The sequence below is a fragment of the Mesorhizobium sp. M6A.T.Cr.TU.016.01.1.1 genome, from assembly GCF_003952585.1.
GTDB classification, from domain to species: Bacteria; Pseudomonadota; Alphaproteobacteria; order Rhizobiales; family Rhizobiaceae; genus Mesorhizobium; species Mesorhizobium mediterraneum.
Window position 1 is genome coordinate 2243775 of the sequence record NZ_CP034452.1, and the last position, 23860, is coordinate 2267634.

General features: G+C 63.5%; 27 protein-coding genes. 14 read left to right on the forward strand and 13 right to left on the reverse strand.

Features of this window, described 5'->3' with window-relative positions:
* Positions 1–136: 136 nt before the first annotated feature.
* A complete protein-coding gene (locus EJ075_RS10570) occupies positions 137–778 on the forward strand; it encodes a LysE family translocator (RefSeq protein ID WP_126104322.1) in 642 nt (213 codons plus the stop codon).
* On the opposite strand, the gene EJ075_RS10575 is transcribed toward EJ075_RS10570, so the two are convergent.
* The 6 genes from EJ075_RS10575 to EJ075_RS10600 form a co-directional block, all read right to left on the reverse strand.
* Positions 750–1235 carry a hypothetical protein gene (locus EJ075_RS10575; protein ID WP_126104323.1) on the reverse strand — a complete coding sequence of 162 codons (486 nt, stop codon included), beginning with the start codon at positions 1233–1235 and terminating at the stop codon, positions 750–752. The genes EJ075_RS10570 and EJ075_RS10575 overlap by 29 nt on opposite strands.
* Positions 1232–1696, reverse strand: a complete 465-nt coding sequence (locus tag EJ075_RS10580) for a hypothetical protein (RefSeq protein WP_126104324.1) — start codon at positions 1694–1696, stop codon at positions 1232–1234. The genes EJ075_RS10575 and EJ075_RS10580 overlap by 4 nt, the downstream gene beginning before the upstream one ends.
* A complete protein-coding gene (rlmN, locus tag EJ075_RS10585) occupies positions 1693–2928 on the reverse strand; it encodes a 23S rRNA (adenine(2503)-C(2))-methyltransferase RlmN (protein ID WP_126104325.1) in 1236 nt (411 codons plus the stop codon). The genes EJ075_RS10580 and rlmN overlap by 4 nt, the downstream gene beginning before the upstream one ends.
* 193 nt (positions 2929–3121) lie before the next feature.
* Positions 3122–3625 (reverse strand): invasion associated locus B family protein, encoded by a 504-nt coding sequence (locus EJ075_RS10590; protein ID WP_095484861.1) that lies wholly within the window; start codon positions 3623–3625, stop codon positions 3122–3124.
* A 240-nt stretch (positions 3626–3865) separates the two neighbouring features.
* Positions 3866–4228 carry a YkvA family protein gene (locus EJ075_RS10595; protein WP_095484862.1) on the reverse strand — a complete coding sequence of 121 codons (363 nt, stop codon included), beginning with the start codon at positions 4226–4228 and terminating at the stop codon, positions 3866–3868.
* A 230-nt stretch (positions 4229–4458) separates the two neighbouring features.
* Entirely contained in the window at positions 4459–4752 is a 294-nt protein-coding gene (locus tag EJ075_RS10600; protein ID WP_095484863.1) for a 4a-hydroxytetrahydrobiopterin dehydratase, read from the reverse strand.
* A gap of 52 nt (positions 4753–4804) precedes the next feature.
* On the opposite strand from EJ075_RS10600, the gene EJ075_RS10605 reads away from it, so the two are divergent.
* Complete coding sequence (locus EJ075_RS10605) at positions 4805–5323, forward strand: low molecular weight protein-tyrosine-phosphatase (protein ID WP_126104326.1); 519 nt, start codon at positions 4805–4807, stop codon at positions 5321–5323.
* Here EJ075_RS10605 and thpR read toward each other — a convergent pair.
* Together thpR and EJ075_RS10615 are read right to left on the reverse strand one after the other, a co-directional pair.
* Complete coding sequence (thpR, locus tag EJ075_RS10610) at positions 5227–5823, reverse strand: RNA 2',3'-cyclic phosphodiesterase (RefSeq protein ID WP_126104327.1); 597 nt, start codon at positions 5821–5823, stop codon at positions 5227–5229. The two genes, EJ075_RS10605 and thpR, sit on opposite strands and share 97 nt — an antisense overlap.
* Before the next feature lie 138 nt (positions 5824–5961).
* Positions 5962–6606 (reverse strand): arylesterase, encoded by a 645-nt coding sequence (locus tag EJ075_RS10615; protein ID WP_126104328.1) that lies wholly within the window; start codon positions 6604–6606, stop codon positions 5962–5964.
* 85 nt (positions 6607–6691) lie between these two features.
* Here EJ075_RS10615 and EJ075_RS10620 point away from each other — a divergent pair, with 85 nt between their 5' ends.
* From EJ075_RS10620 to EJ075_RS10635, 4 genes are all read left to right on the forward strand, one after another.
* Positions 6692–7387 (forward strand): ABC transporter ATP-binding protein, encoded by a 696-nt coding sequence (locus EJ075_RS10620; RefSeq protein WP_126104329.1) that lies wholly within the window; start codon positions 6692–6694, stop codon positions 7385–7387.
* A 142-nt stretch (positions 7388–7529) separates the two neighbouring features.
* Entirely contained in the window at positions 7530–10028 is a 2499-nt protein-coding gene (locus EJ075_RS10625) for an ABC transporter permease (protein ID WP_126107302.1), read from the forward strand.
* 229 nt (positions 10029–10257) lie between these two features.
* A complete protein-coding gene (locus EJ075_RS10630) occupies positions 10258–11037 on the forward strand; it encodes a Bax inhibitor-1/YccA family protein (RefSeq protein WP_126104330.1) in 780 nt (259 codons plus the stop codon).
* A 124-nt stretch (positions 11038–11161) separates the two neighbouring features.
* Positions 11162–11734: a GNAT family N-acetyltransferase gene (locus EJ075_RS10635; protein ID WP_126104331.1), complete on the forward strand. Its 573-nt coding sequence runs from the start codon at positions 11162–11164 to the stop codon at positions 11732–11734.
* Here EJ075_RS10635 and EJ075_RS10640 read toward each other — a convergent pair whose 3' ends face one another.
* The 3 genes from EJ075_RS10640 to EJ075_RS10650 form a co-directional block, all read right to left on the reverse strand.
* Positions 11735–12121, reverse strand: a complete 387-nt coding sequence (locus tag EJ075_RS10640) for a DUF2794 domain-containing protein (protein ID WP_095484870.1) — start codon at positions 12119–12121, stop codon at positions 11735–11737. It lies immediately after the preceding gene.
* 565 nt (positions 12122–12686) lie between these two features.
* Entirely contained in the window at positions 12687–13673 is a 987-nt protein-coding gene (locus tag EJ075_RS10645) for an IS5 family transposase (protein WP_126103272.1), read from the reverse strand.
* Between the two features lie 251 nt (positions 13674–13924).
* A complete protein-coding gene (locus EJ075_RS10650) occupies positions 13925–14719 on the reverse strand; it encodes a thioredoxin family protein (protein ID WP_126104332.1) in 795 nt (264 codons plus the stop codon).
* 176 nt (positions 14720–14895) lie between these two features.
* On the opposite strand from EJ075_RS10650, the gene EJ075_RS10655 reads away from it, so the two are divergent.
* Entirely contained in the window at positions 14896–15558 is a 663-nt protein-coding gene (locus EJ075_RS10655) for a ceramidase domain-containing protein (RefSeq protein ID WP_126104333.1), read from the forward strand.
* A gap of 81 nt (positions 15559–15639) precedes the next feature.
* Here the strand turns inward: EJ075_RS10655 and acnA are convergent, their stop codons facing one another.
* The gene (gene acnA / locus EJ075_RS10660) at positions 15640–18330 is read right to left on the reverse strand and encodes an aconitate hydratase AcnA (RefSeq protein WP_126104334.1); all 2691 of its coding nucleotides are present in this window, start codon (positions 18328–18330) and stop codon (positions 15640–15642) included.
* Between the two features lie 284 nt (positions 18331–18614).
* Between acnA and ccmA the strand changes: the two genes are divergently transcribed.
* From ccmA to EJ075_RS10685, 5 genes are all read left to right on the forward strand, one after another.
* Entirely contained in the window at positions 18615–19223 is a 609-nt protein-coding gene (ccmA, locus tag EJ075_RS10665) for a heme ABC exporter ATP-binding protein CcmA (protein WP_095484874.1), read from the forward strand.
* A gap of 229 nt (positions 19224–19452) precedes the next feature.
* Positions 19453–20118 (forward strand): heme exporter protein CcmB, encoded by a 666-nt coding sequence (gene ccmB / locus EJ075_RS10670; protein WP_095484876.1) that lies wholly within the window; start codon positions 19453–19455, stop codon positions 20116–20118.
* 137 nt (positions 20119–20255) lie between these two features.
* Positions 20256–20429 (forward strand): heme exporter protein CcmD, encoded by a 174-nt coding sequence (gene ccmD / locus EJ075_RS10675; RefSeq protein WP_095484877.1) that lies wholly within the window; start codon positions 20256–20258, stop codon positions 20427–20429.
* The gene (locus EJ075_RS10680; RefSeq protein WP_095484878.1) at positions 20426–21004 is read left to right on the forward strand and encodes a DsbE family thiol:disulfide interchange protein; all 579 of its coding nucleotides are present in this window, start codon (positions 20426–20428) and stop codon (positions 21002–21004) included. The genes ccmD and EJ075_RS10680 overlap by 4 nt, the downstream gene beginning before the upstream one ends.
* A 15-nt stretch (positions 21005–21019) precedes the next feature.
* Complete coding sequence (locus EJ075_RS10685) at positions 21020–22063, forward strand: DUF2332 family protein (protein ID WP_126104335.1); 1044 nt, start codon at positions 21020–21022, stop codon at positions 22061–22063.
* 94 nt (positions 22064–22157) lie between these two features.
* Here the strand turns inward: EJ075_RS10685 and EJ075_RS10690 are convergent, their stop codons facing one another.
* Entirely contained in the window at positions 22158–22325 is a 168-nt protein-coding gene (locus EJ075_RS10690; protein WP_095485113.1) for a hypothetical protein, read from the reverse strand.
* A 290-nt stretch (positions 22326–22615) separates the two neighbouring features.
* Between EJ075_RS10690 and EJ075_RS10695 the strand changes: the two genes are divergently transcribed.
* The gene (locus EJ075_RS10695) at positions 22616–23536 is read left to right on the forward strand and encodes an SMP-30/gluconolactonase/LRE family protein (protein ID WP_126107303.1); all 921 of its coding nucleotides are present in this window, start codon (positions 22616–22618) and stop codon (positions 23534–23536) included.
* Between the two features lie 34 nt (positions 23537–23570).
* A complete protein-coding gene (locus EJ075_RS10700; RefSeq protein ID WP_126104336.1) occupies positions 23571–23780 on the forward strand; it encodes a tautomerase family protein in 210 nt (69 codons plus the stop codon).
* Positions 23781–23860: the final 80 nt, after the last annotated feature.

A 23860-nucleotide genomic window follows, 5' to 3' on the forward strand; every position in this document is an offset into this window, starting at 1 on the left:
TGGGCTTTCGTGAACTACCAACGGTGCCGACATCGATGTTTCGGCCCGGCTGGACCAGACCCTGCGCCGGCCAGAAGCTGGCGCCGACTTGACACCTGCGCTATAGGCTGCGCCTTCCTTGTCCAGGGGCCCGCCCATGTCCTTCGTTCCCGACACCACGACGCTGATCCAGTTCGCCATCGCCACCGTGATCCTGGCGATCACGCCCGGGCCTGACATGACGCTGTTCGTCTCGCGCACGCTGAGCCATGGCCGCGCCACGGGCTTTGCCTCGATGGCCGGCGCGCTGTGCGGCACGCTGATCCACACCACGCTGGTGGTGGTCGGCGTCTCGGCGCTGATCGTCGCCTCGCCGGCGGCCTTTCTCGCGCTCAAGATGTTCGGCGCTGGCTATCTCGTCTTCCTGGCGTGGCAGGCGATCACCAAGGGATCGGCGTTTTCGCCCGAGAGGAAGAGCGGGCCTGAGATTTCGCTGTTCCGCGCCTGGGCGGCGGGGCTTGGCGTCAATCTGCTCAACCCGAAGATCATCCTGTTCTTTATGACTTTCCTGCCGCAGTTCGTCTCCGCACACGAGCCGAACGCGCCTGGAAAACTGTTCTTCCTCGGCGCGATGTTCGTCGTGCTGTCGATCCCAGTAACGGCGCCGATGGTGTTTGCAGCGGAAAAATTCTCGGCGGCGATGAAGACCAGCCCGCGCGTCACACGCGTCGTCGACTATCTGTTCGCCGGGGTGTTCTCGGCCTTCGCGCTCAAGATCCTGACCGCCCAGGCGAAGTAGGCGCGGACCTTCCGGCTTGCCGCCAGCTCCCGGCCGAGCGCCCGGCGCTCAGCCAGTAGAAAATGCCGCCGACCATGCCGCAGCCGATCACGGCAGCGGCGACGCGCGGATCGGTGATCTCGAAATTGGCATCGGCGGTCTGGTAAGCGAAGCCGAGGAAGACCGCCGCGACCACCGCGCCTGCCAGCGCGTAGAACAGCCAATCACGCCGTCCCAGGATTTCGGAGACGAGGATGGCGACCGCCGCCGGCATGAAGGCGAAATAGGCGATGAACAGCGCGACGAAGGGGATGGAAAACCACAGCGAGGCCTGCGCCGCTGGCTGCGTCTGCTCCGTCATCAGCCCAAGCGACGCCAGAAACATGACGTTGAGGAAGGCGCTGGCAGCCAGCGAGGCGACGACATAGCCGATCAGGATGACGGCGAAGCGGATGAGGTAGGCAAAGAGACGGTTCATGCCGAAACTGCTCCCCTTTGTTTGATAAGGAAACGCCCGGTAACTGCCCAGTAGGCATAACCGCCGGAGAATCCACCGGGTAGACAGGGCGGGAGTAGCGCAGCGGATATGTTCAACGGGGTCGTTTGTGTCCAGGCGCTTAAGACCAGAAGCGCGAGGATGGCGTTCAGGGCGCCAGCGCACGCAAATGGCAGCCAGCGGTTCCAGCCTTGTCCACGGGCGACAAGCAGCGTGAGCAGAAAACCGGGCAGCGCCGTCAGGAAAGTAGTCATGAGCACGGATTGGTAAACAAAGCCCACACCGCGGACGCTGCGGTAAAACGATCCCCAGGCGCCGCCATCCGGCAGGGCGGTCGGGAGCAGCAACACGAAGAAGGTGGCGGCGACCGCAACCAGGACGGCAATGACATAACCCAAAGATATGAATGCGACGCGGCCGAACCAGGCAACAAGACGATTCACGCCTCGCCGTGCCCCGCGATCATCATCGCTTCCAGCGCCAGCCGGTCGACCTTGCGCATGCGCTCCGAGTCCGACTTGAGCTGGCCGCAGGCGGCGAGGATATCGCGGCCGCGCGGCGTGCGGATCGGCGAGGCATAGCCGGCATTGTTGATGTAGTCGGCGAACTTCTCGATCGTCTCCCAGTCCGAGCACTGGTAGTTGGTGCCCGGCCACGGGTTGAACGGGATCAGGTTGATCTTGGCCGGAATGCCCTTGAGCAGCTTGATCAATCCTTTGGCATCCTCGATCGAATCGTTGACGTCCTTCAGCATCACATATTCGAAGGTGATGCGGCGGGCGTTCGACAGGCCGGGATAGGCGCGGCAGGCGGCGATCAGCTCTTTCAACGGATACTTCTTGTTGATCGGCACCAACAGGTCGCGCAGATCGTCATTGGTGGCATGCAGCGAGATCGCCAGCATGACGCCGATCTCCTCGCCGGTGCGGAAGATCTCCGGCACGACGCCGGAGGTCGACAGCGTGATGCGGCGCTTCGACAGCGACAGCCCGTCGCCGTCGGACGCGATCAGCAGCGCCTTCTTCACCGCCTCAAAATTGTAGAGCGGCTCGCCCATGCCCATCATGACGACGTTGGACACTTTCCGGCCCTCGGCCGGCACGATGGCGCCGTCGGGCGTGTCGCGGTCCGGGAAATCGCCGAGCCGGTCGCGGGCGGTCAGAAGCTGAGCGAGGATTTCTTCCGCTGTCAGGTTGCGCACCAGCTTTTGCGTGCCGGTGTGGCAGAAGGAGCAGGTCAGCGTGCAACCGACCTGCGAGGAGATGCACAGCGTGCCGCGGCCTTCTTCGGGAATGTAGACGGTCTCGATCTCGACCGGCCGGCCGGCGCCGCGCGGCGGAAAGCGAAACAGCCATTTGCGCGTGCCGTCGGAGGAAATCTGCTCCTCGACGATCTCGGGCCTGGCGACGGTGAAGTGCTTATCGAGCTCGGCGCGCAAATCCTTGGAGATGTTGAACATGCCGGCGAAGTCGGAGACGCCGCGCACATACATCCAGTGCCAGAGCTGCTGGGCGCGCATCTTGGCCTGGCGCTCCGGCACGGTGCCGGATGCAACGAGGGCAGCGCCGAGCTCGCCGCGGGTCAGGCCGATCAGCGACGGCTTTTCGGCCGGCATGGCGCGGGCGCGCAACGCGTCACGAGCGCCGTCAGTGGTGAGATCAAATGAAAGGGTCATTGTTGCGCCAATATAAGCGATTTGCGGCCGATTACAGCATCGTGCCCGAAATGAAGCGCGGCGCATAGCACAGGTTGGTGGCGGAGTCATGGGTGGCGGCGGTGCAAGGCTCGCCGCAATGTGCCGGCCGGCGGCGCTTCAAAAGCAAAAAGCCGGGCTTGCGGCCCGGCCCTTACTCAAACTCGGCCTATGGCTATTTGCACTTGGCGATAGACGACAGCGCCGCCGAGATGCCTTTCAGCGAAAACACATAGGTGGTGGTGTTGCCGCGGCCGGACTTCGCCTGCACCTTCATGTCGCTGCCGGACTTCATCGCGGCGATCAGCACCGGCTCCTCGGCGGCGTTCTCGACCCAGGCCGACTTGCCGCGGGTGAACATGGAAAAGCTCTTGCCGTCGATGGTGACGGTGGCCTTGGAGTTTTCCTGGAAATTGTAGCCGGCGATGAATTGCGGCTCATAGGACACCTGCTGTCCCGGCCGCTGGCTGACGAAGAAGAACATGTCGCCGTGATCAAGCGTCGGCGGCTGCTTGTCGGTCGGCACGGTCAGCACATAGCAAACCTTGCCGCCCGACGCCTGGTAGCTGTAAGTGCCCCAGGCATTGTGCTGGCCGATCTTGGTCGCCGACTGCGCCAACACCGGCGCTGTCATGGCCACCAGTGCCAGGCTCGAAATTGTAGCAATCAATCCGCGCATCGCTTTTCCCGTATTCCAAATGGTGCGGACGCAGGCCGGCTCGGCGTCCTGCCCGTCGCTTCATTTTGATTTAATCTGGGTTACCAAACGGTGAACTTTCCTTGGGAAAAGGACTTCCACCCCAGGAAACCGCCGCCATCCTTGCGCCCGTCGCTCGAAAAGCGGCAGTTGCAACGTCCCTGTCGCGACTTGGAGGCCACGAAAGCGGCAAGAGTTTGACTTTTCTGCCTTATCGCCGGCTCAGCTGTTGTCGGCTATCGCCTGCCTGGCGGCGAGCCGGTGCGCGGGGGTGATGTGGGCTTTGACGGCAGTGATCGCGGCGGTCAGCACGGCGATGTCGTCGGTAAAGCCCAGCCCGAAGACGAAGTCGGGGATGACGTCCGTCGGCAGCACGAAATAGCCGAGGGCCGCCAGCAAGATGCCCTTGGCGCGCAGCGGCGTGTTCTTGTCCATGGCGCAGTAATAGGCGGCGACCAGCTCTTCCATGAACGGGATTTGCCGGGCAGCCTTCTTGGCCGTGCGCCAGAAGTTCTCGCGCACTTCGCGCGCGTCGCCCGGCTTGCCGCCAAAGCCGAAGAAATCAAAACTGGATTTTTGCGCCATCAACCTCTCCTAACGAGGCTGCGCTCGTCGTTCCACGCGCGCCTGCCAGCGGGGAATGTGGTGAAAGCGCCCGTCCACTACAAGAGCTCGGCCGTTCCCGGCCTGAAAATCAGGTGATGCTGGCCTGCAAGTGGCTGGCAATCGCCCGCTTTGGAGGTTAGCGGAAACGCCCCTCCCGTCGTCATCCTGGGCGGAGCTAGGGGCTACGGCGTCGTCAGATCTCCAACGACCTAATCGAAATAGCGGTTCATCGTCTTGGCCAGTTCGAAATCGAGCGCGGTCAGGCCGCCGGCATCATGGGTGTTGAGCGTCACGTTCACGGTCTTGTAGACGTTCGACCAGTCGGGGTGGTGGTCCATCTTCTCCGCCGCCAGGGCGACGCGGGTCATGAAGGCGAAGGCTTCGGAGAAGTTGTTGAAGGTGAAGCTGCGCGCGATCGAGCCGCCGTCCTTGGCCAGCGACCAGCCATCGAGACCGGCCAGCGCCTCGGCGACCGCCGCCTTGCTCAGTTTCTCTCTCGCCATGTTCGTTTCCCGTGCTATCTGGATTTGCAGTCTTCAGCATAGTGCCGGATCGATGAGTGCAAAGCCGATAAAATCCATTCTTTTCGTCTGTCTCGGCAATATTTGCCGATCGCCACTGGCGGAGGGCGTGTTGCGCGCCGTCCTGGCGGAGCGTGGCCTCGATCGCGATATCCTGCTCGATTCGGCCGGAACCAGCGACTGGGAAGCCGGCTCGGCACCCGACCCGCGCTCGGTGTCGATTGCAGAGCGGCACGGCATCGATATTTCCACACAGAGGGCGCGCAAGCTGACGCCGGACGATTTTTTGCAGTTCGACCTCATTCTCGCGATGGACCGGTCAAATCTCCGGGATTTGAAAGCGCTGGTGCCTGCCGCCATGCGCGACCGTGTCCATCTGTTCCTGGAGTTTGCGCAGGGAAGGTTGAGCGACGTGCCGGACCCTTATCGCGAGGGGCCGGAGGCGTTCGCCTCGGTCTACCGCATGATCCGCGAAGCGTCGGAGGCGCTGGCGACGCGGCTCGAGGCGCGGCTGTCGGCGCCCGACAGCGGCCAGGCCTCCTCGACGATGTAGGGTCCGCCGCCGACCGAATCGCGCGACGACATCAGGACGAAGCGGCCGACGCGGAAGGGCAGCGTCGAAAAGTTGCCGCGTGCCGACAGATACTGGGCGACGTCGAGCGGGCTCGAATTGCGTAAGCGGGCCAGCGTTACATGCGGCATGAACTTGCGCGGATCGGCAGGGATGCCGAGGCGCTGGCAGATGCGCTCGATTTCGCCTTGCAGGGCCGAAAGATCGGGCGAGGCGGAAACGCCGGCCCACACCGCGTGCGGTTTCTTCTGGCCGAAGGCGCCGACGCCGGACAGCGTCAGCGGGAAGGACGGGCGGTGGACACGATCGAGCGCGTTGGCGATCTCGTCGGCGACATGGCCCTCGACATCGCCGATGAAGCGCAGCGTCATGTGGTAGTTCTCGACGTCGATCCAGCGGGCCCCGGGCAGGCCGCCCCGGAGCAGGGACAGCGAAAGGGCGGCATCACGCGGTATTTCGAGGGCGGTGAAAAGACGCGGCATGGCAAGCCTCCTGTCCTCGAATCGAACTCTTGTCCCTAGCGAATCATCGATAATCGAGCGGGGCAAGTGGTTTGTTGGTCGCAGGCCCGCCTAAAATCTTCCCCTGGGGAAGGCGAAGCCTCCTCGAAGTCCAGTTCTTCAAGAGTTGCCCTGAATCACGGCAATGGCCTTTTCGACATCCGGCAGTATGCGCTCGACCATGCGGTCGATGCCCTTGGCATTCGGGTGCAGGCCGTCCTCGAGCTGCAAAGCGGGCTCGCCGGCGACGCCGTCGAGAAAGAACGGATAGAGCGGGACGCCGTATTTTTCCGCCAGTTTCGGAAAGATCGCGTCAAAGCCGTTCTGGTAGTCGGCGCCGAGGTTGGGTGCGGCACGCATGCCGGCCAGCAGCACGGCGATCTTGCGCTGCTTCAACTTCGCCAGCATGGCGTCCAGATTCTTTTGCGTGATATCGGGAGAAACGCCGCGCAGCATGTCGTTGGCGCCGAGCTCGAGGATGACAAGCTGGGTGCCGTCCGGCACTGACCAGTCGAGCCGCGACAGGCCGCCGCTCGACGTATCGCCGGAGACACCGGCATTGGCGATCGTCACATCGTGGCCCTTGGCGCGCAGTGTTGCCTCGAGTTTTTGGGTGAAGCCTTCGTCCGGTCCGAGGCCAAAACCCGCCATCAGGCTGTCGCCGAAGCCGACAATCTCCAGGGGTTCGGCGCGCGCCGACGAAATGGCGCCGCAAATTCCGAGGAAAAGGATGAAGACTGCGGCAAGAGGGTGTTTGAAAGCCATGTGGCAGGCCCCATATGACCAAGAACATTACGTTGGCGGCAGGCCGAATTCTGGCCTCCACTCTCCCATATAGGACGATTTTATTTTGACAGAAGCCGTCATCGCGCTGAAAGACGTATCGCTGACGCTCGGCGAAGGAGCGTCTTCCGTTCATGTGCTGAGAGGTGTCAGCCTCGATGTGGCAAGTGGCGAGGCGACCGGCATCGTCGGGCCGTCGGGCTCGGGAAAGTCGACGCTACTGATGGTTCTGGCTGGGTTGGAAAGGGTCGATTCGGGCACGGTACGAATTGCCGGCGAATTGCTGAACGGCAAGAGCGAAGATCAGATCGCATCGTTTCGGGGGCGAAACATTGGCATCGTTTTCCAGTCCTTCCACCTCATTCCCAACATGACGGCGCTTGAAAATGTCGCAGTGCCGCTGGAACTTGCCGGCCATGCAGATCCGTTCGGGGTGGCGGCGCGGGAGCTGGAGGCAGTGGGGTTGAGCGATCGCGTCACTCATTATCCCGGCGAATTGTCCGGCGGCGAACAGCAGCGTGTGGCGATCGCCCGGTCGCTGGCGCCTTCGCCGCGCATCCTGATCGCCGACGAGCCGACCGGCAATCTCGACCAGACAACCGGGCGGCAGGTTGCCGATCTTCTGTTCGCCAAGGCGGCCGAGCGCGGCATGACGCTGGTGCTGGTCACCCATGATCCGGCGCTCGCCGCACGCTGCTCCCGGCAGGTGTCGATGCGGTCGGGCCGGATCGAGGACGCACCGTTGCTCAAAGTGACGGCGTAGCGCCATGGCTGACAAGGCCCCCTCATCCGGCCCTTCGGGCCACCTTCTCCCCGGCGGGGAGAAGGTGGCCGCGAAGCGGCCGGATGAGGGGGTTGCCTGGTCACGCACGCTGAAGCTCGCCTTCCGCTTCTCGCTGCGCGAGATGCGCGGGGGACTGTCCGGCTTCCTGATTTTCCTTGCCTGCATCGCGCTTGGCGTCGCGGCGATCGGCGGCGTCAATTCGGTGGCCCGGGCGATTACTGCCGGTGTCGCCAACGAAGGCCAGTCGCTGCTCGGCGGCGATCTTCGTTTCCAGCTTAACCAGCGCGCAGCGACGCAAGCCGAGCACGTCTTTCTCGACGGGCTGGGCACGGTCTCGCACAGCGCCAACATGCGCTCGATGGCGCGGCTCGAGGACGGTTCCGACCAGGCACTGGTCGAGGCCAAGGCGGTCGACGGAGCCTATCCGCTCTACGGCGCGCTGGAGACCGAGTCGGCGCTGTCGAAGCAGGAATTGTTCGGCGAAAGATCCGGTATTTTCGGCGCCGCTGCCCCCGATCTTTTGTTCGAGCGGCTGAACCTTGGGATCGGCGACCGGCTGAAGCTCGGCAGCGCCACATTCGAACTGCGCGCCAGGCTCGTCAGCGAGCCGGACGCGGTATCCGACGGTTTCGGCTTTGCGCCGCGGCTGATGGTCTCGACGGACGGGCTTGCCGCTTCCGGCCTGATTCAGCCCGGCAGCCTTGTCGAAAATGCCTATAAGATCCGCCTGCCCGTCGGCACCAGCGAAGCGGGTATCAAGGCGATCCAGGAGCAGGCCGGGGAGAACTTTCCCGAGGCCGGCTGGACCATCCGCACGCGCAGCAACGCAGCACCTGCGTTGTCGTCTAACATCGAACGGTTCTCCCAGTTCCTGACGCTGGTCGGGCTGACGGCGCTGGTGGTCGGCGGCGTCGGCGTGGCCAATGCGGTGCGCGCCTATCTCGACGGCAAGCGCGGCGTCATCGCCACCCTCAAGAGCCTGGGCGCATCGGGCGGTTTCGTCTTCACCGTCTACCTCGTGCAGATCCTGATGATCGCCACCCTCGGCATCGCGCTTGGCCTCGTGCTTGGCGCGCTGATGCCGTTCGCCGCGAGCGCGGCACTCCAGTCGGTCATTCCGGTGCCGGCGGAAGGCGGGTTCTATCCCGGCGCGCTCGGCATGGCGGCGCTGTTCGGGCTGCTGGTGACGCTGGCATTCGCCTTGCTGCCGCTTGGCCGTGCGCGCGACGTTCCGGCGACGGCGCTGTTTCGCGAAATGGGTTTTGAGGGCCGCGGTTTTCCGCGCCCGCTCTACGTGGCGGCGGCGCTCGGCATCGCGCTGCTGCTGGCGGCGCTGGCCATTCTGTTTTCCGACGATCGCCGCATCGCCTCGATCTTTGTCGGCGCCACCATTCTTGCCTTCCTGGTGCTGCGCGTCGTCGGCGCGCTGGTGCAATGGGCCGCCAAAAAGAGCCCGCGCGTTGGCTCGACGGTGCTCAGGCTTGCCATCGGCAACATCCACCGGCCGGGAGCCTTGACGCCGTCGGTGGTGCTGTCGCTGGGGCTGGGGCTGACGCTTCTGGTGACGCTGGCGCTGATCGATGGCAATCTCAGGCGGCAGATTTCCGGCAGCCTTCCGGAACGGGCGCCGAACTTCTTCTTCGTCGACATCCAGAGCAGCGATGTCGACGCGTTCTCCGCGCTGGTCGGCAAAGAGGCGCCGCAGGGCACGCTGGTCAAGGTGCCGATGCTGCGCGGCCGGGTGATGGCGCTGAACGGCGTCGACGTCGACAAGGTCAAGGTCCCGGCGGAAGGGGCCTGGGTGCTGCGCGGCGATCGCGGGCTGACCTACGAGGCCAGATTGCCGAAGAATGCGACGCTGACCGAAGGCACATGGTGGCCGGACAATTATGCCGGTGAGCCGCTGGTGTCGTTTTCGGCCGAGGAAGGCAAAGAGATCGGGCTGAAACTCGGCGACACGGTCACCGTCAACGTGCTTGGCCGCAACGTGACGGCGAAGATCGCCAATTTTCGCCAGGTCGAGTGGGAGACGATGGGCATCAACTTCGTCATGGTGTTCTCGCCCAGCACATTTGCCGGCGCGCCGCATAGCTGGCTGGCGACGCTGACCGAAAAGGGCGCGTCGGGGGCCGACGATGCCCGTCTCCTCAACGCGGTCACCCGGGCCTTTCCCGCGGTGACGACAGTCAGGGTCAAGGACGCGCTCGACATCGTCAACCGGCTGGTGGCGCAACTCGGCACGGCAATCAGGGCCGCGGCTGGCGTGGCGCTGATCGCGTCGGTGCTGGTGCTGGCCGGCGCGCTGGCCGCCGGCAACCGGGCCCGCATCCACGACGCAGTGGTGCTGAAGACGCTGGGCGCCACCAGGAAAACGCTGATCGCGGCCTTTTCACTGGAATATATGCTGATCGGCCTCGCCACTGCGATCTTCGCGCTGGCGGCAGGCGGGGTTGCCGCGTGGTTCGTTGTCGCGCGCATCATGACGCTGCCATCGCATTTCATGCCCGACGTGGCGGTGGCAACCATCGCCTTTGCGCTGGTGGTCACGGTCGGCATCGGTCTCGCCGGCACTTGGCGGGTGCTTGGCCACAAGGCAGCGCCGGTGCTGCGCAATCTCTGATCGCAAGGCTTGACGAGGCCGTTTTTGATTAATTCTGCGTAATGTTGCGGCTTCAAAAGCCGAAAAACCGGATTTCAGGGACTTCACGAAGCATTACGCTCCGTTACGGTCTTGTTCTTGACGCCAATAACCATCATATTTCGCCGCAGGCATGCTGGAGCCCCGCCAGCGGCGCCTGGGTCTAAATGGACCTGACACCGGACGGGGCAGAAGCAATATGAGGATTTCCATGGCTGAACCCGTTCGCAATTATCAGACGCGCGCCGTGCCCGGCGCCGGCGTCGATGCTGCCATCGACCAGGGCCTGCGCGCCTACATGATCAAGGTCTACAATCTGATGGGGCTTGGCCTCCTCATCACTGGCCTTGCCGCAGTCGGCACGATCATGCTGGCCACCACCACCGATCCGGCTTCGGCGGTTGCAACGCTGCCGAGCGGCGAGATGCTGACCTCCTTCGGCTACGCGATCTTCGGGTCGCCGTTGCGCTGGGTGGTGATGCTGGCTCCGCTGGCCGCTGTGCTGTTCCTGTCGTTCCGCGTCCAGTCGATGAGCGTTTCTGCCGCGCAGACGACGTTCTGGGTCTATGCCGGCTTGGTCGGCCTGTCGCTGTCGTCGATCTTCCTGGTCTACACCACCGCCAGCATCTCGCAGACCTTCTTCGCCACCGCGGCGGCTTTCGGCGCGCTGTCGCTTTACGGCTACACGACCAAGCGCGATCTGACCGCGTTTGGCTCGTTCCTGGTGATGGGTGTGCTCGGCCTGATCATCGCGATGGTGATCAACATCTTCCTGCAGTCGTCGGCATTGTCCTTCGCCGTTTCGGCGCTCGGCGTGCTGATCTTTTCGGGCCTCACCGCCTATGACACGCAGAAGATCAAGGAGATGTATTTCGAGGGCGACGCCACCGACGTTGCCGGCCGCAAGGCGATCATGGGCGCGCTGACGCTCTATCTCGACTTCATCAACCTGTTCATGTTCCTGCTGCAGTTCATGGGCGACCGCCGCTAACAGGCTTTTGTTTGGACTGGTCTGACTGGACCAGCGAGTTTTGTAAGGGCGGCCCAACGGCCGCCCTTTTCTTTTGTTCCGGCCTCTGCTGTGATAGAAGGCAGATGAACGATTTGCATAAATTATGAGCAACGTCACCATACGGGCCGCTACATCGGCGGACCTCGACCAGATCACCGATATCTATGCCGACGCGGTGACAAACGGGACGGCGAGCTACGAGCTGGAGCCGCCAAGCCGCGCCGAGATGGGCCAGCGATTCGACAGTTTGATAGCGGGCGGCTTTCCCTATCTGGTGGCGGAAAAAGACGGCATCGTGCTCGGCTATGCCTATGCCGGCGCCTTCCGGCCACGCCCCGCGTATCGCTTTGTCGTCGAGGATTCCGTCTATGTCGCGCCCGAGGCCAAGGGCCAAGGCGTCGGGCTCAAGCTGATGCAAGGGCTGATCGAGGCCGCCGCGGCGGCGGGCTTCCGCCAGGTCATCGCGGTGATCGGCGACGGCCGACCGGACAGTGCCTCGGTGCGGCTACATGAAAAACTCGGCTTTCGCCATTCGGGCCGCCTCGAAGGCTCCGGCTATAAGCACGGACGCTGGCTGGACACGGTGTTCATGCAACTGCCGATCAATGACGGGGCTCTAATTCCGCCCGATATCAACTCGTTGCCGGAACAGAAATTCCGCAGCCAGAATAAGTAGTTAGGCCTCGACCAGCTTCAGCGTGCGGTCGAAGACGCCAAGCACGCGGCCAAGTTCCTGGCCGCGCTTGAGGATGCGGCCGCCGGCGGCGATGACGGCGAATGCGCCTTGCCGGCGCGCCAGCTTCGGATCCTTGACGATCTGGAACAGCGGCACCTCGCTGGTGCGGCGGAACACGGAAAAGACGGCGCGATCGGTGAGATGGTCGATGGCGTAGTCGCGCCACTCATTGGCGGCGACCATGCGCCCGTAAAGCCTCAGGATCTGGTCCAGTTCGCGCCGGTCGAACCGCACCGGCTGGTCGAGGCGTTCGCGTCTTGCCTCATGCAGCGGGATCAGTATTGCGGATGCGTCCCCATCCTCCGTCCCACTGCCATGATCAGTCATGCCTCGATCCCTTCGAATGAATCTTATGCCAACCAAAGTTGGCGCTTTCGCCGTAGAATTGCAAGCCCGACCGAGCAAAGGCGGCGGCGCACCGTTTCCGCAGTGTCCAGTCACGTTTATAAAACGCCCGTTGGAATTGGTGATGCTTCGCCACAATTCTGCCTTCTTTTATCCGCGCTCATGCCCCAATGTCCGACGAATTTACGGGTGTTGCCTGAGACGGTTCGGTCCGGCACTGGCTCGTAAACCCCAAGCCCCCCGCCCACGGGTCTGCGTCGGATCGAACCAACCTCGGTTTTTCCTTGGAAAAATCGGGTGCGACGATCCCAAAACCTAAATGACCGGCGTCAGAAGCAAGCTGACGCCGGTTTTTTATTGGCTGAGACCATGGCGGGTAGCGCGGCTCTCCCTTCTCCCCTTGTGAGGGCTTTGCACGGGGAGCGAAGTGGATTTCGGTGGTCAGTGAGGGCCTTTTTGAAGGCCGGCAGAGCGGTTTTCCGCGGCCCTTGCGAGGCCTTTGTCGGTTTAGGCAGCCATCCTGCCGGATTGTGGACGCACTCCTCCCTCATGTCCGCCTCTCATCGGGTGGATAGAGGACGCCAATCATGGTGCGCAGATTGTAAGCGCAGGCGGCCAGTATGCACTGCGTGCGGTTGGTGGCGAGGTTGAAGAAGCGCAGGCGTCGCATGCCGTAACGCTCCTTGAACACGGCGAAAGGCCGCTCCACTGCCGCCCGCACCTTGGCGATCAGCCGGTTGCGCAGCTTGTGGCGCGGCGGCAACTCGGGGTGATGCTTGTTGGGCCGCCGCATCAGCCGGTCCTTAATGTTGGCGGCGGCGAGCCGGGCATGGCGGGCGTGGGTGTAATAGGCTTGATCGCCATAGGCCGCCTTCTCGTCGCCGCAGATCAACTGGTCGGCCGGCTCGGTGTCGGTGACCGAGGCGTCGCTCGCCTCGACACGCCGGATCAAGGTGTGCTCCTGGTCGACGCCGATGTGCATCTTGTAGCCGAAGGTGCTCTTCTTGCCCTTCTTGCCCCAACGCGCATCCTTGTCGGCCGACGGCTTGACCGGACCTTGGTGGCCCTTTTTCGGCTGCTTGGGCGGACGGCCACGAGCCTGCAGGAACGTGGCATCGACCAAGGTGCCGCGCTTGACGATCAGGCCCTTCTCCTCCAGCTGACGGTTGATCTCCTCAAAGACCTTGTCGATCAGTCGCTCACGCGTCAGCTCCTCGCGGAAGCGCCACAGTGTCGAATGGTCGGGCGTGCGGTCCGAAAGGCTGAAACCGGCAAAGCGGCGGAACGACAATCGGTCCCGGATCTGCGCCTCAAGCGCCGGATCGCTCAGCCCATGCCACATGCCCAGCAAAAGACAGCGCACCAGCGGTTCCGCCGGATAGCTGGTGTTGCCCGAGCCAGGACCGCTGCGCTGACCCAGCAATGTTCGGATCGGCGCCCAGTCCAGTTCCTTCGATACTAGGTCGAAAATCGTCTCATCCGACGCCGCCAGACCGTCCGCCAGACTCAACTGACCCAAAACACGATCCGCCATCCCGAATCTCCCTGCTCCAGCCTTCACCACAGAATCACCGTTCGGCTTCTGTGCAAAGGTCTCCTTGTGGGAGAAGGTGGCCTCGCGAAGCGAGGTCGGATGAGGGGTGTTGGAAGGATCGCTGCGCTGAAGACGTAAGCGCCTAAAATCATTTCATATTTTAACGCCTCATTTCTTCCAGCACCCCTCAACCGTCTCGGCGCTGCGCACCGACCCACCTTCTCCCACAAGGGGAGAAGGGCGCGCTGTGGTCAAGGCTTGTGGATCAAGGCGGCGCCCAGAATGGGGCCGGGCAGGCCGTCCTTGCCCACCGATTGCAACAGCACGGCGCAGCCGCCTTTCTTGGAAATTACGCTCATCGGCAATTCGTAGCGCTGCGCCTTGCCGTGCCACATGCCGGCGGTCTGGATACCGGAGACGGCGTTCCAGTAGGTCATGCTGCGGCCAGTGTTTTCGCCCTTGCCGATCTTGATCGTCTGCGGCGGGTCGAAATAGACGATGACGACATGCGCATCGCTGGGGCCGGTCCCGGCATCGCCGGCGTCGATGATGACGCGGTCGCTGGTCCGGCTGACCTTGATGCTGACCCGCATGCCGTCGCCTGATTTCTCCATGCGGGCGAGCGCGCCGTCGACTTCCATGCGGCTGGCGCCGTTGACATGGCTGCGGCCGTTGATGACGGCCTGCGGCGTATAGACCGAGCGGCTGCCGAAGGCGCGCATATACTCATATTGCCGCTCGGTGTTCTCCTTGCGGCTCAGCGTGTCCTTCCAACCGAGATAATCCCAGTAGTCGACATGGTAGGCGAGCGCGACGATGTTCTCCTTGTTGGCAAGCTCGGCGAAGAATTCATCGGCCGGCAGGCAGGAATTGCAGCCTTGGCTGGTAAAGAGCTCGACCACGCCCAACGGTTGATCGGTCAAGGATTTGTCAGCCTGGGGCTTGTCGGCCTCGCCGGCAAGCACATTGCCGGCAAGTCCAGCGCCGGCAAACACCGAGAGGGCCAGCGCAAGTGCCGCAAGCCGCAATGGTCTTCGAGATGTCATGGCCGTTTGGACTCCCGCCGGTGATGCCGGCCTTGTTCTGATTGCTGAAATATGTGGCAGAAGCGACAGTCAACGGGAAGTCACGTTGCGGTGAAATTTGCCATTGCAACCAACTGCAAGGGCGCAATAGGAAGGGTCACACTTCACGGTAGAAGCCGATTCGGGCAACAATCAGCATGTGGCAAACCCTCCTGACGCCGGTCGACCTCTACTGCGAGCGGACCGGGCCGGAGTTCTGGGCCGAACCGGCCAACGCACTCACTAATCTGGCTTTTCTTGCCGCCGGGCTGTGGGGTGTCCGGGAGGTGCGCCGGCGCGGCACAGGCATCTTCGCCGAAGCGCTGGCCTGGTGGGTGGTGGCGATCGGCATCGGCTCGGCGCTGTTCCATACCTTTGCCAACCACGGCACGGTCTGGGCTGACGTGCTGCCGATCGCCGGGTTCACGCTGGCCTACACGCTGTTCAACCTGCGCCGTTTCCTCGGCATGAGATGGGGCAAGGCGATCGCCATCTTCGTTGCCTTCTATGCCGTCACCGGGTTGTTGACCTGGGCCGTGCCGGACTGGCTGCGCCAGGCGTCGAACGGCACGACCGGCTATCTGCCGCCTTTCCTGGCGCTAGCCTTCTTCGGCGCCTGGGTGGCGGCGAGCGGCAACCGCGCCGGCTGGTACAATCTGGCGGGCTCGGCGATCTTCGTCGTGTCGGTCATCTGCCGGATGATCGATCCGCTGGTCTGCGGCAGCTTTCCGCTCGGCACGCATTTCCTGTGGCACATCCTCAACGGGCTGATGCTCGGCGTGCTGCTGGCGGCGACGGCGCGCTTCGGAGCGCCAAAATAGGGGAATAGGGGAATAGGGGAATAGGGGAATAGGGGAATAGGGGGGCTGTCTCCCTTACTCCCTTACTCCCTTACTGCCCTACTAAGCTGCCAAATCGCGCAGCACATATTGCAGGATGCCGCCGTTCTTGAAGTAGTCGAGTTCGTCCAGCGTATCGATGCGGCAGATGATCGGAACGTCCTTCACCGTGCCGTCGCCATAGGTGATCTTCGCGATCATCTTCTGGCGCGGCTTGATGGTGCTCAGGCCGTCGATCTCAACCAGCTCGTCACCCCTAAGGTTGAGCGAGGCCCATGAGGTGCCCTCTACGAAGACGAAGGGAATGACGCCCATGCCGACCAGGTTCGAGCGGTGGATGCGCTCGAAGGACTGGGCGATGACGGCGCGGACGCCCAAGAGGTTGGTGCCCTTGGCCGCCCAGTCGCGCGACGAGCCGTTGCCGTATTCGACACCGGCGAAGATGACCAGCGGCACGCCTTCCTTCTTGTACTCCATGGCGGCGTCGTAGATCGAGGTCTCTTCCTTCGACGGATAGTGGATGGTGTAGCCGCCCTCGCGGCCGTTCTCGCCCAGCATATGGTTGCGGATGCGGATGTTGGCGAAGGTGCCGCGCATCATCACCTCATGATTGCCGCGCCGCGTGCCATACTGGTTGAAGTCGGCGACGCCGACGCCGTGGTCGGTGAGATATTTGCCGGCAGGCGAGGCCGCCTTGATCGAGCCGGCCGGCGAGATATGATCGGTGGTGATCTTGTCGCCGAGCAGGCCGAGCACCCGGGCGCCCTTGATGTCGCCGATTGTGCCGAAACCAGCGGTCATGCCGTCGAAATAGGGCGGGTTCTGCACATAGGTCGAATTGTCGTCCCAAGCGTAGGTCTGGCCTTCCGGCGCCTTGACGTTCTGCCAGTATTCGTCGCCCTTGAAGACGTCGGCATATTTGCGGGCGAACAGTTCGCGCGTCACGTTCTTTTCGATGAACTCCTGGATCTCGACCGAGCTCGGCCAGATATCCCTAAGGTAGACCGGGTTGCCGTCACGGTCTTCGCCGAGCGGCTCGGTGGTCAGGTCCTTGGTCACGGTCCCGGCCAGCGCGTGGGCGACGACCAGCGGCGGCGAAGCAAGGTAGTTTGCCTGCACGTCGGGCGAGACGCGGCCCTCGAAATTGCGATTGCCGGACAAGACCGCGGCGGCGATCAAGCCCTTATCGTTGATGGTCTTGGAGATCGGCGTCGGCAGCGGGCCGGAATTGCCGATGCAGGTGGTGCAGCCGAAGCCGACCAGATTGAAGCCGATTTGGTCGAGTTCCTTCTGCAGGCCGGATTTCTCCAGATATTCGGCGACGACCTGGCTGCCCGGCGCCAGCGATGTCTTGACCCACGGCTTCTGCTTGAGCCCGAGCCGGTTGGCGTTGCGCGCCAGCAGCCCGGCGCCGATCAGCACGCTCGGGTTCGAGGTGTTGGTGCAGGAGGTGATGGCGGCGATGACGACATCGCCATGGCCGAGATCATAGTTGGTGCCTTCGACGGCATAGCGCTTGTCGATTTCGGCGGCCTTCCGGTATTCGGTCTCCATCGCCTTGGCAAAGCCGTCCGGAATGCCTTCAAGCGCCACGCGGCCTTCCGGACGCTTGGGGCCGGCCATCGACGGCACCACATCGCCGAGATCGAGCTCGAGCAGGTCGGTGAAGACCGGGTCGGCCGAGCCGGTATCGCGCCACATGCCTTGCGCCTTCGCGTACGCCTCGACCAGCGCGATACGGTTTTCCTCGCGGCCGGACATGGTGAGGTAGCGGATGGTTTCGCCATCGACCGGGAAGAAGCCGCAGGTGGCGCCATATTCGGGCGCCATGTTGCCGATGGTAGCGCGGTCGGCCAGCGTCATGTTGGACAGACCCGGACCGAAGAATTCGACGAATTTGCCGACGACGCCCTTCTTGCGCAGCATCTGGGTGACGGTGAGCACGAGGTCGGTGGCGGTGACACCTTCCCTGAGCCTGCCGGTGAGGCGGAAGCCGATGACTTCGGGCAACAGCATGGAGACGGGCTGGCCGAGCATGGCGGCCTCGGCCTCGATGCCGCCGACGCCCCAGCCGAGCACGCCAAGACCGTTGATCATGGTGGTGTGGGAATCGGTGCCGACGCAGGTATCGGGGTAGGCGGTGGTTTCGCCATCTTCAGTGTTGGTCCACACGACCTGGCCAAGATATTCGAGATTGACCTGGTGGCAGATGCCGGTGCCGGGCGGCACGACGCGGAAATTGCGGAAGGCCTGCTGGCCCCATTTCAGGAATTTGTAGCGCTCTTCGTTGCGCTCGTACTCAAGCTCGACATTGCGGGCGAAAGCCAGCGGCGTGCCGAATTCATCGACGATGACCGAGTGGTCGATGACCAGATCGACCGGCACCAGCGGATTGATCTTTTGCGGGTCGCCGCCAAGCGAGGCCATGGCGTCGCGCATCGCAGCCAGGTCGACAACGGCCGGAACGCCGGTGAAATCCTGCATCAGCACGCGAGCCGGGCGATAGGCAATCTCGACGCCGGCGGTGCCCCGGTCGGTCAGCCAGCCGGCGACCGCCTGGATGCTCTCCTTAGTGACGGAACGGCCGTCCTCGTTGCGCAGCAGGTTCTCCAGCAGCACCTTCATCGAATAGGGCAACTGGGCAATGCCGGTGAGGCCGTTCTTCTCGGCCTCGATGAGGTTGTAATAGACATATTCGGCGCCACCAGCAGTCAGCGTGCGGCGGCAATTGAAACTATCGAGGGATTTTGACACGTGCGGTCCGTCCTTGTCTGTTCAGCCTGAAAGGGAACGGACGCCGATGGCATGCAATCACGCGCAAAGGTGCGGGTACGGCCATTTCCGCTGTCCGTTCCCAGCCAACCCGAGCCGTTCAAGGCGGCGCGTGCGCTGGTTCGGCGCTAATTCTGTTCCCGTGCCGACCGCTGGCACGGATGACCCGCATATAGAGAATTTCCTGGAATAGTTCTAGACACGGAATCGCCATTTTTGTTGCGGCGCACCGAAGCCGCGCTAGGACTTCCGGCGAAGGGGAACGAATGCGGCTGATCGCCGAAAATCTGGGCGGCGAACGCGGCGGCGAGGCGGTCTTTTCCGGCATCAACTTTGCCCTTGAGAAAGGCCAGGCGCTTATCGTCACCGGGCCGAACGGCGCGGGGAAATCGACGCTGCTCAGGGTCGTCGCCGGGCTGCTTCCGGTGGCGGCCGGTCGTGTGCATATCGAAGGCGGCGGCGAGGATTTTCCGTCGGTTGCCTCGGCCTGCCACTATCTCGGCCACCAGAACGCGATGAAGACGGCGTTGACCGTGACGGAAAATCTGCGCTTCTGGCGCGATTTTTCGGGCGCGGATTTCTTGCGTGCCGAAGAGGCGCTGGAAACGGTCGGACTTGGTGATATCGGCCATCTGCCGTTCGGCTATCTCTCGACTGGGCAGAGGCGGCGCGCGGCGATCGCAAAACTGCTGGTCAGCCGGCGGCCACTGTGGCTGCTCGACGAGCCGACGGCAGGATTGGACAAGGCATCGGAAGAGCGATTCGCCGTGCTGATGCGGAAGCATCTGGAAGGCGGAGGGATCGTTGTGGCGGCCACGCATCTGCCGCTGGGAATTGAGGGAGCGAAGGAGTTGAGGATGGGGGAGGCCGTTTGATGTCGGAGCTCCACGGCGCCCCCCTCTGTCCTGCCGGACATCTCCCCCACTTGGGGGGAGATCGGCGGCTTCGGCGTCGCCGCCCAATTTGCAATGTTGAAAATTGGCGAAAGCGGAGCCGACAGCCAATCTCCCCCCAAGTGGGGGAGATGTCCGGCAGGACAGAGGGGGGCGTGAAGGAACTCCGGCCTTTGCCTGGCCATTACGAATACATCGGGGCTGCATCGTAATGTGGTCCCTCTTCCTTCGCGACATCCGCCTCAGTATCCGCGCCGGGGGCGGGGCGCTGACCGGCGTGATCTTCTTTCTCGCGGTGATCGCCACGATCCCCTTCGGCGTCGGACCGGACCTCAATCTGCTCGCCCGCATCGGCCCGGCAATCCTGTGGATCGGCGCCTTGCTCGCTTGCCTGCTCGGTCTCGACCGATTGTTCCAGGCCGACCGGGAAGACGGCTCGCTCGATCTTCTGGTGCTCGGCGACGACCGGCACGTGCTGGCGTTGACCGTGCTGACGAAATGCCTGGCGCATTGGGCGGGAAGCGTGCTGCCGCTGGTTATCGCGGCACCCCTGCTTGGCCTGTTCATGAATATGGAACCGATCGGCATCGGCGCCACGGCGCTGACCCTTTTGGTCGGCACGCCGGCGATCACCTTCATCGGCGCTGCCGGCGCGGCGGTGGCGGTGGCGCTGCCGCGCGGCGGGCTGTTGATCTCGGTGCTGGTATTGCCGCTGACCATTCCGGTGCTGATCTTTGGCGTCTCGGCAAGCTATGGCGCGGTGGCGGACCCCGATCCGTTCCTGCAGCCTTTCCTCATTCTCGCCGCGCTGACCTTGTTTCTTGCCGTGCTGGGGCCGGTTGCAGCGGCGCTGGCGCTGCGTCATGGGGCGGACTAAATTAGACGGCCGCCTGACCTCAAGGGCTGCGGCGCTGCTGTCGATTGCGAAGCCGATAGCGCAAGGTTAAGGAAAGACATGTTCGAACGAAGCGAAATGGTCCGGCGGAAAGGCTTTGCGCCGGCGGAGCGAACCATATGAGCGCGCATGCGCTCTATGTGACCGCCGCCTATGCCATCACGGCCGTAGTTCTGGCCGGGCTGGTCGGCTGGATCCTTCTCGACCAACGGGCACGCAAGCGGGATCTCGCCGAGCTGGAAGCGTCCGGCGTGCGGCGTCGCTCCGACAAGGCGGGGACAAGGAAGCGATGAGCATGGAGGCCAAAACGCCGGCGCGCGGGCGGCGCCTGATCGTGCTTTTGCCGCTGCTGATTTTCCTCGGGCTGGCTGGGCTGTTCCTGACGCAGCTGCTGTCCGGCCGCGACACCTCGGAGGTGCCATCGGCGCTGATCGGCCTGCCGGCGCCGCAGACCAATCTGCCGGCGCTGGAGGGCATGAATTTGCCGGGGCTCGACTCCAAGCAGTTCGCCGGCAAGGTCACGCTGGTCAACGTCTTCGCGTCCTGGTGCGGGCCATGCCGTGACGAACATCCGGTGCTGCTGGCGCTGTCGCAGGACAAGCGCTTCGTCATCGCAGCGCTCAACTACAAGGACCAGCCGGAAAACGCCCGCCGGTTCCTCGGCGATCTCGGCAATCCGTTCCAGGCGATCGGCGTCGACGCGGCAGGGCGCGCGGCGATCGACTGGGGCGTCTACGGCGTGCCGGAAACCTTCGTCGTCGGCAAGGACGGCAATATCGCCTACAAGCATGTCGGCCCGCTGACGCCAGGCTCGGCGCAGACGCTGCTTTTGCCGGAGATCGAGAAGGCGCTGGCCGCGCCGGGCTGAGACGGCGGAAACGCGATGGTCGAACGGGACATTCGCGATCATTTTCTGGCTCAGGCGAAAGCCTGCGATGGACTTGGCTCGCCCTTCACCGCGAATTTATGCCGTGCGTTGGCCAAGGTTCTCGACGCAAACACCAGGACCGGGCAGGCGGTGCTCGGCTGGCCGGGCGACGCGCGCGCCGACGCCCTCGCATTGCGGGTCTGCGGCGCGCTGCATGCGTTGGTCCTGACGGGTGCCAGTGAGCGACTGGCACTGATCTATCCGCCCAACCAGACAAGCGAATCCGAGATCGCGGCGGTGCTGCCGGAGGCAATTGCGCGATCCGACGAGCGGATCGTCGCCGGCCTCGCCGGCGCGCCGCAGACCAATGAAATCGCCCGGTCGGCGATGCTGCTGCCTGGATTTCTGACGGTCGCGCGGGAAACCGGCCTGCCGCTGGATCTATGCGAGATCGGCGCCAGCGCCGGGCTCAATCTCCTGTTCGACAGCTTTCACTACAGCTACCGCGATGCCGAGTGGGGCGACCCGGCCTCCCCCGCCCGGTTGGCGCCGGAGGCGCGCGGCCGCGCTGTTCCGCTTGGTGGGGCGATCGACGTCCGCTACCGCGCCGGCTGCGACGTCGCGCCGGTGGACGTCGCCGACGCAGCGGCGCGGTTACGGCTTCGGTCTTTTGTCTGGGCCGATCAGGCAGCGCGGCTGGCCCGGCTCGACGCCGCGCTGTCACTTGCCGAAAAATTTCCACCGCTGCTTGTCAAAGCGGACGCGGCGGATTTTGTCGAGAAGGCACTGGCCGCACGGCAGCGGGGCGGCGCCTTCGTGCTCTACCATTCGATCATGTGGCAGTACCTGCCGCGGGCGACCAAGGATGCCATCACCGCTGCGCTGGAGCAGGCGGGCAGACAGGCCACGGCCGCTGCGCCTATCGCAAGGCTGAGGATGGAGCCGCGCGATCCCACAAACAATTGGGCGGTACTCAGCCTCACTCTATGGCCCGGCGGCGAGACACGCCGCTTGGCCCATTGCGATTATCACGGCCGCTGGATCGAATGGATCGGCTAAGCCCGATCAAACAGTTCTGGTTGCGCATGATCTCGTCCGAAAAGTCTGCAACTTTTTGCTGCGCTGACCTTCGGTTCGGGATCATGCGTTCGCCTCAGCCGTAGATCTGCTTGTGGACCTGATAGAGCATTTCGCTGCGGTCGGCGCGCATGTCGGCCAGATCGCGGCTGGAAAAGGAGTCGATTTCGGCGACGAGGCGGTTGTATTGCCGGCGCTTGGCGATGGTGGCGCGAGCGCGGCTCATGAGGCTGTCGAGAATCATAGCGAGGTTCCTTTTGCGCCGCATTGTTGCGGCAGGTTGTTCCTCCCTTGATCTGTATGGAGCATGACATAGTTATGGTGCGTTGCAAAAAGAAGATGTTGCAATGCACCATTGCGCCGGACGCATAGCCGGTTAACGGCGCATGAACCCCGTCATTTGGGCAGGCGGCACTGCCGCAGCTTGCCTCGATGCCTCAAGATGCGGTGAGACTGATATCAGCGATCTTGCCATATTGATCGCCGGCTGGCTTGATCGCGCCGGCATCACCGATTTGCATGACTGGGAGGAAAATCATGGCCGCCGAAGACTACGAGATTCTCGATCCACGTTTTGCGCGGCTGTTCAACAGCAATGCGCAGGTGGAAAAGCTGTTCACCGGATGCCGTTGGGCGGAAGGGCCGGCCTGGTTCGCGGCCGGCCGTTATGTGGTGTGGTCCGACATCCCCAACAACCGCATGCTGCGTTACGACGAGACCGACGGCAGCGTCAGCGTGTTCCGGCAGCCGTCGGGTAATTCCAATGGCAACACCGTTGACCGGCAGGGTCGGCTGGTCACTTGCGAGCATTCGGGCCGGCGGGTCAGCCGCACCGAGCATGACGGCTCAATCACCACCATCGCCGACAAATGGCGCGGCAAGCGGCTGAACTCGCCCAACGATGCAGTGGTCAAGTCCGACGGGTCGATCTGGTTCACCGACCCAACCTACGGCATCGACACGGACTATGAGGGCGACAAGGCCGAGAGCGAGATCGGCGCCTGCCATGTCTACCGGGCCGATCCCGGCACCGGTGAGATCGACGCTGTCATCACCGATATGGTCAGGCCCAACGGGCTTGCCTTCTCGCTCGACGAAAGCAAGCTCTATGTCGTCGATACCGGCCGCACGCACGGCGCGCAGAATCCGGCGCATATGCGGGTGTTCAATGTCGACAAGGGTGGCAAGAAGGTGTCCGGCGAAAAAGTCTTCGCCGACTGCGCGGCCGGCCTGTTCGATGGCTTCAGGCTCGACGATCAAGATAGGATCTGGACCAGTGCCGCCGACGGCATCCATTGCTACGATCCGGACGGGACGCTGATCGGCAGGATCAAGGTGCCGGAAGTCGTCGCCAATTGCGTGTTCGGCGGCAACAAGCTGAACTGCCTCTACATCGCCGGCACGACCTCACTCTACATGGTCCGGCTGATGGTCAACGGCGCAAAGACATTTTGAGCGGCCGCCAAGCAATATCCCAGGGGAGGGCGCCATGCCATTCGTGAACATCCGCCTGGTCAAGGAGGTGATTGCCGATGACCCGGCCGGCAAGAAGGCCGCGATCGCCGCCCAGGTGACCGCGGCCATCACCGGCGCCACCGGCCTGACCAGCAACGACGTCTGGGTGGTTTTCGAGGAGGTCGCTGCGCGGGACTGGTTCGTTGGCGAGACCGATGTCGAGACGATGCGCCGCAAACGCTGAAGGAATTTCGCCGCGACCTTTGATGGTTGCAGCGCGGCCGGTCAGCAGGCGTCGAGGGCCGAGAGGTGTTTCGGACGGAT